Source organism: Arthrobacter sp. efr-133-TYG-120 (genome assembly GCF_030209785.1).
Taxonomy (GTDB): domain Bacteria; phylum Actinomycetota; class Actinomycetes; order Actinomycetales; family Micrococcaceae; genus Arthrobacter.
Window position 1 is genome coordinate 103786 of the sequence record NZ_JARVRI010000018.1, and the last position, 15040, is coordinate 118825.

The following is a 15040-nucleotide window of genomic DNA, read 5'->3' on the forward strand; positions in this document are numbered from 1 at the left end:
GGTTTGGCCCGTACTCGACATGTTTTCGGGAGTTCCCAGTGTTTGCAAGGCCTGGAATGCAGTTCGAGTCCCACCTCGGGCACAGTGTTATCGCAGGTCAGGGGCTATTTAGCCCCTGACTGTTGACAAACCTTGACTTTTTCCAAGTTTTGGTTTCGCGGGCCGTCGAAAGGTGGCCCCGTCCTTGGACGACTCGGGGCTGGCTCGGTTGGGCACCTTCAAGGAGGACGCCGTCCCGGCCAGTAGTCTTGCTTCATGGGGGAGTTTGAATACGCGGACGCGAAGATGTGGCGAAGTCGAGACTTGTGGTCGAAACCACTTGTGGTCGACGGTAACGTTGCCCGCCAGCTCATGGTCCCGGCCGCCGGGTTCGCGAATGTGTCGGGCAAGGACGGCGCCATGTATGTATCCAATGGATACGGGGCGTGGCTAGCGTCGGTCGCAGATCGCCCGATCTCCACGGATGGCCTCTGGCTCAAGCTTCCGGTGGGCACAAAGATCGGCGACCGCATTCGAGGCGCGGCGTGGAAAAATCATGCCTCGTTACGATGTCGAACGACAGATGAAGTGCTTGAAACTTACCGCGGCGCGCTAAAGCTTGAAGAGCCTGCTGAGAACGAGATCGGGCTCCGCTCACCCCAGTTGGGGGCGATCCACGCGGTACTTGGGTACTGGACGACCAAGCGCTCTGAACCTGCGACCGTCGTCATGCCTACGGGCACTGGAAAGACCGAGACGATGCTCGGTTTGTTGGTCGCGGCACGGCCCAGGCGTCTGCTCGTGATCGTCCCGTCCGATGCGCTGCGTGAACAGATTGCGGGCAAGTTCGACCGCCTCGGAGTTTTACAGGAGCTCGGCGTCGTTTCGGCAACTGCGCTCCGCCCTATCGTTGGCCGGGTCAGCCATGGGTTCTCAGCAGAAAAAACGGCAGTTGCATTTGCGCAGAGTTGCAACGTCGTCGTCGGCACGCCGGCTGCGCTCCACGCGTCCAGTCCGGAGGTAAGGGCGGCGTTCCTGTCCCAGTTTAGTCACTTGTTTGTCGATGAAGCTCACCACGTGGCGGCTTCAACTTGGACTGACATCCGTGCAGCTTTCGAGAAGAAGCACGTGGTTCAGTTCACCGCTACACCGTTTCGTGAAGATGGCAGGCATATGCAAGGTCGTGTCATCTACTCTTTCCCACTCCGGGAAGCTCAAGCTCAGGGTTACTTCTCGAAGATTGACTTCAAGTCCGTAGTTGACTTCGAGGACCCTGATGCGGCCCTTGCCAAGGAGGCCGTCGCGCGCTTACGCGTCGACCTTGAAGCGGGCAGAGACCATGTGCTTATGGCAAGGGTGAAGAGTATTGCCCGCGCCGAAGCAATCTTGGCTGTCTATCAGAATGAGGCTGAGGATCTCAAACCGGTGGCCATTTACAGCCAACTGAATTCGAAGACCCGGAAAGGCGCCGTTGAGGCGCTGACGGCCCGTACCACGCGGGTAGTAGTTTGCGTGGACATGCTCGGCGAGGGTTTCGACCTGCCCGCGCTGAAGGTCGCAGCGGTCCACGACGCGCACAAGAGCCTTGGCGTGACGCTCCAGTTCATCGGACGATTCGCCCGTACATCATCGGGTGAGAGGTTCGGTGATGCTGCGATGTTCGTCGCCCGAACGGAGCTTGAGCCTGATCCGCGGCTCAGGAACCTCTACGCCGAGGATGCTGATTGGAACGTCATCCTCCGGGACATCTCCGAAGCCGCTGTGGACGAACAGCAGGAGATCAGCGATTTCGAAGCTGGTTTCGGGAGTCTGCCTGAAGAGGTCGCGCTCCGAAGCTTGCTGCCGAAGATGAGCACTGTTGTGTACCGGGCGCCGTCATCCGAGTGGGACAGCGATGCAATCCAAAAATACTTTGGTGAATCCTCGCTTCTCACGAAACCAATCGGCCTCAACACCCAAGCCGGCGTTGCCTGGTGTGTAGTCGAACGACGAACTCCGGTTCGCTGGGGCGACCTCAAAACACTCGACGAAGTTAGCTTCGAGCTATATGTGCTCTACTTCGATAGTGCGCGAAAGCTTCTTTACATCAACAACTCAGCTAACGACGGCCTTTTTGAAGAACTCGCTGAAGCCGTGCTCGGCCCCGGAGCGGTGCGCTTCAACGGTGCGCAGGTCTATCGGGTCATGGGCGATGTTCAACGCCTCGTGCCAACGAACGTAGGTGTCTTGGATGCGCGTAGCCAGTTCCGGAGATTCTCGATGCACGTTGGCTCTGATGTTACTGAGAGCTTCACCGCGGCTGAGGCCGGGACGAAGACACAAACCAACATCTCGGGCTCGGGCTTCCGCGAAGGCGAACGCGTCAACATCAGCGCCTCGCAGAAAGGCCGAATCTGGTCCCACTCGACTGCGACAAGTCTGAAACAGTGGTGCGACTGGTGCGAGGCCATCGGCACGAAACTCTTGGATGAAACGGTTACTATCGAGCACGTCATCGGGAATTTCATACTTCCTGAAGCATTGAAAAGCCGTCCGGAAGGCGTGCTGCTAGGGGTCGAGTGGCCATGGGAGTTGCACATTCAAAGCGCGGAAAGCATGCGGCTCAAGCACGGCGACAAATCAGTGGAGGCCGTGTACTGCGATCTAATTCCAGACACATCGAGCTCCACAGGTCCTTTCAAGTTCACCGTTTCGAACCGTGCGTGGAATGTTGCCTATGTAGCCACCGTCAGCCCCGAAGGTGTCATATCGTACTCGTGCACCGAAACCGAAGAGATCCAAGTGATCCGACCGCGTTCGGAGCTGCCGCTCAGCACTTGGCTTAACCAGAACGGCTTGGTCTTTCTTCTAAACGATGACCGCATGATTGAAGGCGGGCTTCTCTACCGGCCTAAGTGGGACCGCGCCCCCTACGCCCGCAGAAACCTCGTCGTTGTCGACTGGGCAGGAACAGACATCAAAGTGGAATCGCAAACTGAGAGAAAGCTCGACAACTCGATTCAACACCGCGTAATTCGGGACTTGCTCGAGGAAGCCGAAAGCTGGGATGTCGTCATAGACGACGATGGCCCGGGGGAGATTGCTGACGTTGTCGCTATGAGACTGGACGACGAGGGGCTCCTCGTGCGTCTGGTGCACTGTAAATATTCAGGCGGTCCTACGTCTGGTGCACGTGTAGCCGACCTCTACGAGGTCTGCGGGCAGGCCGAGAAGTCTGTAGCCTGGCGGCGCAGCGACCTCGGACCGTTCTTCAAGCAACTCGCCCGGCGCGCCCAACTAAGGCACCAGCGGACGGGCACAAGCCCATTTGAAGTCGGCGATGCCGCCAGACTGCTTCTGCTTCAGGCTCAGGCCCAAGTCCTCCGCCGTAGGATGGAAATCGTTATCGTCCAACCCGGGCTGAGCGCTTCGCTACTGAGCCAACAACAAGCTGACCTGCTCGCCTCGGTTGAAACCTACGTCAAGACGACGATCAACGCTCCACTGACGATCTGGTGTTCAGCTTGACCGACATTCATGGTTGCGGGACCCAAACGGGTTTATATCAAAGCAGCGGGCATACGGTACAGCCGTCTGCGAGACGGATTTTAATGGTGAGGAACACAGAGCAATATGAGCAGTGACAAGAGCGCAGCTAACAGCCAGGCTGCGGTCGACAGCCAGGACGACGATGAAGAGTACCCAACCTGGCACAGAGCGTGGGCCCGTAGCGTCGAAACTCCTAAGGAACTCTGGGCCGAGATTGGCTTCTTGAGTTTCTCCTTGGGCTTTGAGACAAAGTTTGTATGGCGTGGCCTTCCCAGCACGCAATATGAAGTTAAGTCGTCGCTGGCCCGCAAGCTCGCGGCAAGCGGGGTAGACCCGACGGAAGGAAACATTCGTGCTAATGAGGTACGAGCCATCCAAGCGGCCAGAGAATGGGGCTTAGGCCACTCGCAGTATGGCTATGCTTCTGACCTTCACATGTTGGCCCTCATGCAGCACCACGGAATTCCTACGCGACTCATCGACGTGACTTACAACCCGCTAACTGCATTATGGTTCGCCTGTTCAGATGAGGGTCGGATCGATGAACCAGGCGTGCTTATCGGCATGGCGGTCAGTGATGTCCCTGTAATCGAGACTGTCCCGTTCTTGCCTAAGCAGACCTGGGGAGGTATGGGGGATCCGCTTGGCTTTGACTACTCCCACGCGCTCGAGAAGTCCGCAGAGAACCAAACGCCTTTTTTGGTTCAGCCGGTCGTGCGCGACGCACGGATGACAGCCCAAGAGGGGTTATTTATAACTGCATCCGTGCCGGAGGAGTCGGCGGCAACGCCCATGTGGGGCTTCCCGTACAAGACAAATTGGACTCTTCTGAGTTTGGTGAGGGAGATGAAGGGGATGAGTTTTGATATTCAAGGGAGCCGTTGGCCCTCCTTCGGGATGCTGGGACTCATCATCAAACCCGACGTCAAGAAGACGATTCTCCCCATCCTGGAAAATAGCTTCAACCGTTCCCACCGAAGCATGTATCCCGACCTATCCGGTTTCGCTGCGCAGGACTTCAATTACGCCCCAGCAAAATGAGCCTGGCCCCCAAAGTAAAGCGCGGGCAACGCCGGGGCCGAACCTAACCAGCAGATACACTCCCTAAGGAATTCATAAACGAAGGGGCAAAGTGGACGTCACAACGAGACTTCGCGAAAGCGAGCTGGCATCAATCCGCGTCCAAATGGACAATGATTTGCGGGAGAGCGTGCTCAAGAGTCTGGATGAACGTGGGGGCGCACAGGATTTGGTGCGACAACAGTACACTGGACGATATCCCTTCGAGTTATTGCAGAATGCCAACGACGCAGCTCGTGACACCGGCGCGCAGGGCAGCGCACACTTCCTGTTGACCGAAACAGCATTGATCGTGGCCGACAATGGTTCCGGGTTTGGTGATCCACAGGTTGAAGCCATTTGCTCACTGGGGAGATCCTCCAAGGACCCAGCGGACTCAGTCGGTCACAAAGGGCTTGGGTTCAAATCTGTCGGGGAAATCACCGACCATCCGCAGATTGTCTCGGAGTTGTCTTCATTCCAATTCAACGGTGCGCGCGTCCGTGCTGAAGTTGGCCAGCTTCTCGGATTATTAGCGCCGCGTCAGAAGATACCGATTTATGCTTTTCCGTTTCCCGTAGAGAATACGGACCTTGGCCCCGATGCTGCCGCGGTTGAGAAACTCCGTGCGAAAGGCTTTACGACGGTTATCCGGCTTCCCTTCCGGGACGGCGTCGAGCGGTCGACTGTCGAATCCGCTCTGATTGAAAACCTCGCCTCCCGTCTCCTTCTCTTTCTGCCACATGTGGATCATCTGGAGCTGGAAGGGACTTACGTCGACTTTTCGTCCGAGATCTTTCGCCAGACGGACGGCGGCGTAGAGCACGTGATTCTGGAAACCAACGGCAGTACTGAAGAGTGGTTCATATATCGAGGGTCTGTCGCGCCGGACCCTGCGTTGTTGGAGCCTCTTGGAGAGTCGTGGAAGGAGATGGACGAGGTTCGTTTCGCCGTCGCCGTGCCGGTGGACGCACAGGGCCAGCCGCTCGTCGACTCGACATATCCACTTCACGTTTATTTCCCGACTGACGAAGAGCCTGGGCTCCACGTGGCGGTCCATGCCGAGTGGATGTTGAGTATGGACCGTCGTCAGATCGCCACGACGCCCGAAGCTGCAGAGTTTAATCGCATGCTGTTCCGGGCGGTCGCAGATCACCTCAAGTCGACAGTCGCTCCGGACCTGGTCCGGCGGACTCAGGCGAGTTCCGTCGCGATCGAGGCCCTCGTCCCTGCGATCGCCCCGCCAGCCGGCGGGGGCGGGACCGTCATGCGCGGCTACTGGCGGGAAGCGCTGCTCGATTCTCCCTTCCTGCCTACTGCAAATGGTTCATTGCGTCGTCCCGACGAGATTTTTCTCCTGCCGCGAAGTTTGCCGGATGCCGTGACTGCTCATGAGTTGGCAAACCTAGATTGCGCTCACACGCTGCGTCCCGACGTCGAGCAGCTAGCTCCGATCAAAGGCTTTCTTGCTGGCGTGGCCGACACCCTCGAGATGGGGATCAGCGAGTTTATCTCGCTGTTGACTGCGCCCACACGGGAGACTGCGGAGTACTTCTACCAATTCCTGGTGGACTGGCGCGAATCGCTCGGAATGAGAATCGTCAACGAACTCAAGAAGGCGCCAATCGTTCTGGGCGCGGCTGGGCAGCTTTTGACGCCGGGCAGTGACACCATCTTCTTTCCGAGGGAGCGCGGTGACACCACCATTCCGGAAGATTTGCCGGTTCCCATTGCATATGTGCCCGATGTCGATGACGTGAGGAACCTTTTTCGAGAGCTAGGGATCAAGTCCTTTGAATGGCGCGAACTCATCCGCGAGTATCTGATCAAGATTTTGTGCGACCCTGAACCCGATGACGACGCACGAGCTGGCGCTATGGCCGGCCTGCGGGCATACCACCAGGTGCGACTGCAGGGAAGCGAAGATTTCGAGCCGCTGCTCGGAGGAGTGCTTCTTCCTGCCCGGACGGCAGACGGCTCCGTCCAGCAGATGCGTCCTGCAGCCGAGATCTACTTCGGTGCGCCGTGGATTGGTTCCGATGATTTGGAAGTAATCTATGGTCCGTTCGGTGACGCCGAGTTCCTCGACATCGCGCCACCCCACGAGTCCGAAAGTCGCCAGGATGACTTTGACTTTTACCGCATGCTCGGCGTGCTTGAGTATCCACGGCTTTCCAAAGCTGAAACGAACACCTATATCAACAACACCATCCGACATCCCCACCGGGGGCCGCTTTTCCGAGAGTGGTTCGAATGCTCCGAAGTCAAGGCTGCGACGTTGTGCCCGCAAGGCCACACTCAGTCTCAGCAACTGCGCGAGTCATTCCGGCTTGACCGTCACGAAGAACTCGTGGCGTCCGAGGATCCTGTCCGCCTCATGGCGCTCTGGAAGCAGTTTGCGCGACGGTGGGGATCCGTTTACGAGGACGGCATGCAGGCCATCTTCTACTGCATCCACGGCAGCCATGCCGGCGAACGTGGCCGTCGTGCCCCGTCTTTGTTCGCCTACACCCTTCGGTCGCAACCGTGGGTTCCGGTTGACCGAGGCAACGTGCCGGATCTCGTCCGGCCGTCGGAGGCATGGATCGATGCGGCTCAAACGCCGCGCAGAATTCAACAACGCATCCCGCGAATCAGCGAGGCGATGTATCAAACCCATGGCGGGGCGGGCTTGGCTGCAGCCCTGCACCTAACAGACGCCGGCCGTCCCGGTGTCGTCGATCTTCTAATGCTGCTGGAGGGCATCGCAGAGGAAGCAGATGCCGCAGGGGGGACGAACCGGGAGATCGACCAGGCAGCGCGCTGGGTGCAGCGCACCCTGAACGATGTACTTCGCGATGAGCCCGAGCCGCACCCTGCACCAGAGACCGTTCTGCTTCTGGCCAGCCAAGACGGCGTAACCCAGTTCGTGGCACAGCCGGCCTACGCTGACGATCCCCTTCTTCGAGACACTTTCGAGAAGCAGCTCCCGATGCTTTCGGCCGAGGTCGGATTGACGAAACTTACCCGCTATCTCGCGCTGAACAAGCTCGACGACTCAGTCGTTACCTCCGCACTTCCCTTCGGCGAGGACCACGGTGCGGTCGACGATCAGGTCAGAGGGCGAATCACCGGCATCAAGCCGTACCTGTTGGCGCTGGTTCGCGCCGAGAACTCCAGCGCCGAAAACCGCGTCCGGCCGGCCCTGCGGAGGCTTGAACTCGTCGTTTGCGAACGGCTGGTCCTCACGTACGAATTTGGAAGCACGAAAGCCTCGCGCGAGGATGCCGTCTGTTATATCGCCAGCCGCTCCGAGAAACGAGGCCGAAAGACGATCAATGTCGGCACGGCGTATCTGGAACTCGACGCCGCAACCGGCGAACCCCATTGGTTTCCACTCGGCCGGCAACTGGCCCAGCACTTGAACGTGCCGACCTCGGCGGACGCATTCACCATGTTGCTCACAGCCTCACCCGAAGACCGAAAGCGCATGATGGCCGACCGCCAGATCCTGCCACACGACATCTCGGAGGCCAGGCGGCTGCTCAAACTGCCTCAAGAGGAAGAAGAGGAACTGATCAATGTCCTCGATTCGCTTCTGCCCGATCTCGGCGACGCGGATGGGGGTATTTCGTCTGGGCTGGCGGCACTACAGAAACATCAAGCGGGAGTGGTATCCGAGCCTATTCCCGAGACGGGCAACGGTACAAATGACCCGAGCAAGCATGATTCGGCTGAGGATGACAACGAGGTGGCAAGCAAGCCCCGTGCGCAGACTTCACTTCCAGCGGTCGACTTCTCAGCTGTCGAGATCGTTGACGCCGTACCGGGGAACCCAGTTCAGACTGGAAGTGCCAAACCCAACGGTTACGGGGGAAGCGGCGGAAGCGGCTACAGCACGGCACCAAGCATTCACACCGAGGAAGAGAACCGCCGTATCGGCAAGCGTGGCGAAGAGGTGGTGTACCACGCAGAACGTCAGCGGTTGAGCAAGCTGGGCAAGAACCCCGACTCGGTTCGGTGGGTTTCAAAGGTCAATGAGCTGTCGCCATATGACATCGTCAGTATGGATGAAGATGACCAGCTGATTTACCTTGAGGTGAAATCGACGAAGGGGACTGATCCCACCGAAGCGTTCTACATCTCACACCGTGAGCTGATTGAAGCCACAGTGCACCGGAGTCGGTACTACATTTACCGGGTTACTCACGTTGACACTGTAGTTCCAACCATCACTAGGTGGGCCGACCCACTTGGATTGATCAAAAGCGGCAAGGGACAGCTGTTGCTCGCCAAGGCACAGATGGCCCTCTCATTGGCCGATGAGGCTGAGAGCAAGTGAGGAAAGAGAAAACTGCCTGTCGAGGTATACCCGTATGGGTTACCGCGAAATTGCCAGCCGATTTGCCTGGGCAACCGCGCCGGCATACGCATGTCGGCTCCGCCAGATACTCGGCTCTTCGTGGTTGGTGGGGAATTGAGCTCGTGTCGTTGAAGGCAAGGGGGCCCGTGGCCCTGCTGGGATGAGTGTGTCTAGCATTCAACCTGGAACAGGATCACGAGCCTTGAACGGGCCTACCGGGGTCGCAGCTGACGCTGCTACCATCCTCTTCAACCTGCCCGACTATCACGTCATCTCCACCACCGTCACTGCGGGTTGCCGGCGGGTGATCGTTGAAACCAATCAAACATTACTTATCCGCCTCCACTATCCCGACGGAGGACGGCGAGCTCTTCGTCCACCTCATAGCTGGTGATGTAGTCGAAGATGACGCCGAGACGTTCGGCATGATCGCAACCGCAGGCGTCTCGGCACTCGTGTTTGCGATAAGAAAGTCGTCTGGTTTTGCAACGTTCATGACACCCGCCCACGTGGCGCCGCTGGCTCTGGTCCCCGTCATTGAAAGCGAACTGGTGGCGATCCAAGTCAAAGACGCCCTCGCCGATAGGTTTGGAGAGTTCACCGTCGGCGCCACTCGACATGCTCTTGCTGCTCTTGCCAGCTACACACTGGAACGAGGCAAGAGACTGGCCGTCACAGACCTCGCCCGCCTAGCCTCAGAACGATTAGCAACCGCAATCATCCTCCCATTGCTCAACCCGCTCCTGTCATCTTTGACGTTGACTGAAATTGCCACTCTGCTAACCGCGCTCGGCGGAGATTATGTGCAACTCACCAGTGCCGACGGACGGCGTCCACGAATCACTAACACTCCTGCCGAACGCGCCTTGGTAAACCGCCTCCAAGCACTAGGAGTCGTCAGCTCGATCAAAGAGGACGCCGGCGTACTGAAGATCAACATGCGGAAAGGCTAGAACAAACCGGGCATCCTTCACCGCCAGCTCTATGCGCTTTTCCGGCTGCGACATCGATAGCGAATACCTTTGCCGAGATCGTGACAGATTGTCTATTCGCGTTGCCGTTGGTCGGTGACCGCGGACTTGTGCGCGCAACTTTCCAGAACGCAGCAATCTATCTCGTACGCAACACGGGTAATGGCGACATACCAGGGCGAACATTGAGTCAGCATGGACTTGAGATCGTCGCAAGAAAAGTTCTCTATACGCATGACCCGCCCGCGCGCTCATCGAAAGATTGCCCGCACCGGCTATCCGTCCTCGCTACACAGGAGGCATATCAAGGCCGACTTTGTAACTACAGCTGAAACCTCGTCGATGTCGCGCATGATCGTGCCCGCTTACGAATTCGAAAAATGGCGTGTGGGCTCGACGTCGCGATCGGTGGCGGATTTTGAACCGCCAGAACCCCGTTCGAGTCCTCCTTTGGGCACGAGTGTTCGTGTCCAGGTCTGGGCCTTTGGGGCTTCCGGCTCGACGATGGTCTGGCGTCCCTCGCGCCAATTACGTTGGAAGTGAAGCCATTTCGAGTAGTTCGGGCGAAGATGGTTTTGCAGTCATCCCCGCGCGCCAACTGCTGTTAAACCGTTCGCCCTGACGCGTGCACAAACACTTTTGCACGGCTAGCTTGCTGGTCGCAGTGCCAGGCGTAGGCCAGGATACGGAGCTTTCTGATAGTTCGGATAATTTAAAACCGAAGATTCAGATCGTCTATGCTTGTTATCGTAGAATAAGTCAAATATTGGGGAAAGAATGCATCGCCGAATCATTTTGAATATGGTTGGTCGAATTGCGGGTGCCGTGAAGTCATTTTGGCAGCAACAGAAACGGATCATAGCCGGTGTCTTTCTGGTTCTGACTCTGATCCCAATTGTGGTGAGCGGCATTCGCTTCTGCATGCACCAAGACGTGCTGAAGAACTGCAAGAACTATCGTTCCACGTGCCAGGACCCCGCAATTCGTAAGGTTCTCAGCTCGCGGGCGGACCCAAGCGATGTAGCGCGGGCGGCTCACGATGTCTACGTTCCGCTCATACAGAAACTTGAGCGTTCGGATGTCGCTAACGGCCCCGAGATGGCGGCAACCCTAAGCGGTGTCTATATCGAGCTTGACAGGGAGATTTCATCCAATTCCCTCGCGAGTGCATGTGTCCGCGACAACCTCGGCGAACTAATGATCGACGATGGGTTAAACACCTCATTCGCCGGGTTTGTCGCATCACTGATGGACGGGGTAGGCGAGATTGCGGGAAAGGCCCCTCTTGTAGGACAGCTGCCAAAAGCAACGCTACACGCCGGCGCACAGCTACTTGGCGTGGGCATGTTTCTCGAGAGTACTTACAACAAATTCCATGATTTTCCGGCATACAGCGAGCTCAACTGCCGGGTTGGATCGGGGGCCCTCTAGCGTTGCAACAGAGATCGTCCTTCGGTTCCTGGTGCATGGACGATTCCACCACGCGATGCACCAACGACCGCAAGGAGTAGCGCGGCTCGCTGTGCCGAGGTGTGCGACAGTGCTACTTTCAGCCAATCGAAATGACCCTGGGAGCATCTGGGCATTAGCGTGCCTCCGTCGGCGCATTATATGGTCCGTGGCGTCACCGGGAGGGTTGGTACGCGAGTTGCTCCGTTTCGAAAAAGGCAAGGAAAACAATGTCAACACTGGACACGGGTCTTGTAAGCTCCAAAAGGCCCTTCGGTTCAGCTGATCTCTCGTAGATCCATCACGAGAAAGTCTTGGTGGCCGTGGTAGTCGGGGGTGTGCACTGCGCCGCCATGAAGAAGGAGAACTGTTGGGGGACGACGTTGATTACTCGCTCCGTACTACATGGTTTGGTCTGCTGGCTGCCGGCAACTACGTCCGGCCCCAGCCGCAAGCTCAGGTGGTTGCAGCATTCAAGGTGGCCAAGGACTCAGGGTGCAAGCCGTTCCTGGGTCTTGCGTCGAATGGGAAGACCTACTGGATCAAGCACCGCAATAACGACCATGGTGTGCAATCCCTTATGGTCGAGCGTGTAGCTGCTGCCGTTGGTCTAATGCTGGATGCGCCGTTGTGTCCGGTGGAACTAGTATTTATCCCCGACGCTATCGCCGGTGATCCGCTGCTGTCAGGAATGGGAGTCGCGCCTGGGACCGCCCACGGTTCAGAAGCTGTGGACGACGCCATCGAAAAGATGGAGCTCGTTCACACGCGTGACGATGGGAATCGCTTCCGACAGCCAAGGTTCATCGCGTTGTGGGAGCTTTTCGCCGGCGAGGATCCTCAGTGGCTTTACTCCCGGCAGGATGATTACCAGGTGTGGTCTTTCGATCACGGTTTCTGGGTTTCCGGGGGTGAGATGGGGGACTGGGGTGGGGACGAGCTTGAGCGTACGGTTGAATTCTGGTCGCCTTGGAATGGCAATGTGCGGCAGATGGATCCCGCAACCTTTCTGATCGTGGCCGAAAGTGTAGCCAGCCTCAGTGTCGAAGATCTCCTAGCCGCTGTAGCAACAGTGCCCGTATCATGGGGAATTCCAGATGATGATCTTGAATCGTTGGCGTGGTGGCTCTATTCGCGACGTCGGCACATTTCCGACCGGATGAAAGCGTTGTCCGGCGTAGCATCGCTTAACGGGAGGTGAGCCGTGTTCTACAAATACTGGATAGTTCGTTATGTCCCGAACGTCGTCCGCGGCGAGTTCGTCAACATCGGGCTGCTTGTTGGCAGCGACGATGCTGAATGGGCGTTCCGTGAGGTCGCTTCCCTTCGTCGTGCCAATCGCCTGGGCGGCGATCCCTCGATTGCGCGTTACTGGCTACGGGAACTTGAGCGGATGGTGGCGGCTTCTGCGACGGTTCAAGAGCACGATGAACATTCGTCCGGCCTCTGGGTGCCCTCGGATTCAGGTGAAGAACAGTTAAGTGAAGGAACAATGCTGCGCCTGTCCGGTCGTTTGAACAACGCGGTGCAGCTGTCCCAGGCCCACACTGTCGTGGCTGACTCTGCTCAGGGCGGACTGGAGATGCTGTTCGATCACTTGGTTTCGGATCCGGTCCCAAGCCATCGCACGCAGTTCAGGACGCGTATCACGCGCACCATTGAAGAGTCATTTATTCGTCAACTCAGGGGAAACCAGTCCGCGTCGGTTCAGCGTCGTCCGCTGGTTCATGTGGGGCGGTCGTCGCGAACGGCTGATATAGCGCTGGCCGACAACCAAGTTGAACAGATCACGAAGGCGTGGTCTTTCAATCTTGCCGATCCAGAAAAAACCCAAACCGAGATTGAAGCATGGGCCTATTTCATGAACAGCATCCAGGATCGTGGTGGCGTTCTCACTGCCGCCGGCGGGGCGCAGCTCACTGTCCCTTCGGGCGTGCAGTTCAGGGTGATCTACGAAGAACCCACGACCCCTCAGCGTGAGGAAAATCTGAGCGCAGCGGCTGAGATCTGGAGTCAGGTCGAGGGCCTGAAGACATATTCTGCCGGGCAGGCCCAAGAACTTGTTCGTGATGGACTGGCACTGGTTGCCTAAATATTAGCCTTGGGTGCTGGCGGAGTGGGCAGAGGTTGGGCGTCGTCGTTGATAGTCTCGCGAGGCTTTACTGAGCAGTCACGATTCCAAGCGATCCGGAGCTGTCTATCAAATTCCCAAAGGCCATAAAGTCTGCGTTCCGTGAGTTATGTTGCGTCATTGCCAGTGGCAATTACCTCACGGTCTAGGTAAGCCGCTGTTCCCCGGGGCAACGGTAGAGCGTTATGCCGGATCAAGGCATCGCATGAAGGTCGAAGCCAGGTATCGGAGCCATAGTGGCGGCTGGACCCCACTGCCGCTCACGGTACTTCTGCCCGTCGTCGCTGATGAGCAACCTGGGCTCGGTGGATACGGGAACTCGATTCAGGTCACCAGCCAACAGTTCGTAGAAGATCGTGAGCACTTCAGGTACAAAGTCGCATCTTCGGACATAAGACGGAGACGCTCCTACCCCCAAGGTGACGACGAAAAACTCGTCAAGCGAGGAAGCACCAAGGGCTTGAGGGGCAATGCGGATGAGACGGACGCGCATATCCCACCGGCAAAGAAATCCTTCCCGCATCGGTAAGGTGATGTCGTAGCCTTCGATTGCGCTGGTCAGAGACTCTTCAAACTCGACAAGGAACGCCTGAAATTCGTCTTCAGAGTTTTCATGTTGTTCTCGCTTGATGTCCACGGCACTGTCGTCCCGGCCCGTTACCGGCTCATGTGCGTCATTACGCTGCGCTGTGTCACCCAGAAGTTGGAGTCTCGGGGTATGAACGCTTCGACCCTTGAGGGCTTTCGGTGTGGGATAGAAGCCGTCAACCAGCACCATCGTGTCGTCGGAGCACTCCTCGCCTGCTTTGGCAGCGCAGCCGGGGCAGGTGAACTCATCGACGATCCGATCCCAAAGCGCGGACACTTCTGCCAGTTCGTTGGCAGTGAGGTGGATACTGCAGGCGGATTTGCGCCCGCTTCCCGGCCAAAAGGTCGGCAGCTTCCGGCAAGGCTTCCTTGAGTGTGTTGGGTGGCCACACACGTGGGATAACTCTTGCTCAACTTGATCCAGGCGAGCATGTTCTTTGGCATTGACGATGCGAAGTCGATCCCTGTATCCCAGGTCTTCCGGTGCGGCGACTCTGGCATAGTACATGAGTGCCCCCGGATGCAGTGGGTCTTTCCACTCCAGTCCCCTGGGGTTGCGGGTGGCTACCCGGGCGTTGGCCTCCACCAATGCGATGGCACGGCGCCACCCCACGAGGCTATGGTCAATATTCACGATGAGGTTTTTGCTGAAGTGTCCCATGAATTCGTCCAGGCTAAGGGTGGATGCCGGGTCCGAATGGTACGACTGGACTGCCTCGTAATAGCGCCACAGAGCCGCCGACAAGTCTTGCCCTGCGGCGAGCAATTTCCGCTCGGGTTTGGCGTCAAAAATTTCCTCGTCGGCGTTGTTGTCGGGGGGAGTCACGGCAATGACCGTACCAGCTAGGCAGGTTCCCTGAGCGCCTAGTGGGGAAAATGAGACACCCTTGGTCAGTAGTTGTCTGATCTTAGGTGTCTGGCATTCTGGTTTGGTGGCTGCTTAGACGATATGAAGTGGAACGGGTTACCTGCCCGTCCGGGGCGGTCCATTAT

The 15040-nt window shown here is 57.7% G+C and carries 8 protein-coding genes; 7 read left to right on the forward strand and 1 reads right to left on the reverse strand.

The window, feature by feature from the left end; all coding sequences use genetic code 11:
- Window positions 1-255 precede the first annotated feature (255 nt).
- The 7 genes from QRN51_RS12565 to QRN51_RS12595 all read left to right on the forward strand — a co-directional run bounded on the left by QRN51_RS12565 (window position 256) and on the right by QRN51_RS12595 (window position 13420).
- The gene (locus QRN51_RS12565) at window positions 256-3486 is read left to right on the forward strand and encodes a DEAD/DEAH box helicase (protein WP_284990186.1); all 3231 of its coding nucleotides are present in this window, start codon (window positions 256-258) and stop codon (window positions 3484-3486) included.
- Between the two features lie 105 nt (window positions 3487-3591).
- Window positions 3592-4548, forward strand: a complete 957-nt coding sequence (locus QRN51_RS12570) for an FRG domain-containing protein (RefSeq protein WP_284990187.1) — start codon at window positions 3592-3594, stop codon at window positions 4546-4548.
- 91 nt (window positions 4549-4639) lie between these two features.
- Window positions 4640-8887 (forward strand): sacsin N-terminal ATP-binding-like domain-containing protein, encoded by a 4248-nt coding sequence (locus QRN51_RS12575; RefSeq protein ID WP_284990188.1) that lies wholly within the window; start codon window positions 4640-4642, stop codon window positions 8885-8887.
- A 332-nt stretch (window positions 8888-9219) separates the two neighbouring features.
- Window positions 9220-9861, forward strand: a complete 642-nt coding sequence (locus tag QRN51_RS12580; protein WP_284990189.1) for a hypothetical protein — start codon at window positions 9220-9222, stop codon at window positions 9859-9861.
- 795 nt (window positions 9862-10656) lie between these two features.
- Complete coding sequence (locus QRN51_RS12585) at window positions 10657-11310, forward strand: hypothetical protein (RefSeq protein WP_284990190.1); 654 nt, start codon at window positions 10657-10659, stop codon at window positions 11308-11310.
- Window positions 11311-11698: 388 nt separating this feature from the next.
- Complete coding sequence (locus tag QRN51_RS12590) at window positions 11699-12529, forward strand: HipA family kinase (RefSeq protein ID WP_284990192.1); 831 nt, start codon at window positions 11699-11701, stop codon at window positions 12527-12529.
- 3 nt (window positions 12530-12532) lie between these two features.
- On the forward strand, window positions 12533-13420 hold the full coding sequence (locus QRN51_RS12595; protein ID WP_284990193.1) for a DUF3037 domain-containing protein: 888 nt from the start codon (window positions 12533-12535) through the stop codon (window positions 13418-13420).
- A gap of 232 nt (window positions 13421-13652) precedes the next feature.
- Here the strand turns inward: QRN51_RS12595 and QRN51_RS12600 are convergent, their stop codons facing one another.
- A complete protein-coding gene (locus tag QRN51_RS12600) occupies window positions 13653-14873 on the reverse strand; it encodes a hypothetical protein (protein ID WP_284990194.1) in 1221 nt (406 codons plus the stop codon).
- Window positions 14874-15040 lie beyond the last annotated feature (167 nt).

Coding starts and splice junctions, on each gene's coding strand:
- QRN51_RS12565 (WP_284990186.1), top strand. CDS start 256: ATGGGGGAGTTTGAATACGCGGACGCGAAGATGTGGCGAAGTCGAGAC.
- QRN51_RS12570 (WP_284990187.1), top strand. CDS start 3,592: ATGAGCAGTGACAAGAGCGCAGCTAACAGCCAGGCTGCGGTCGACAGC.
- QRN51_RS12585 (WP_284990190.1), top strand. CDS start 10,657: ATGCATCGCCGAATCATTTTGAATATGGTTGGTCGAATTGCGGGTGCC.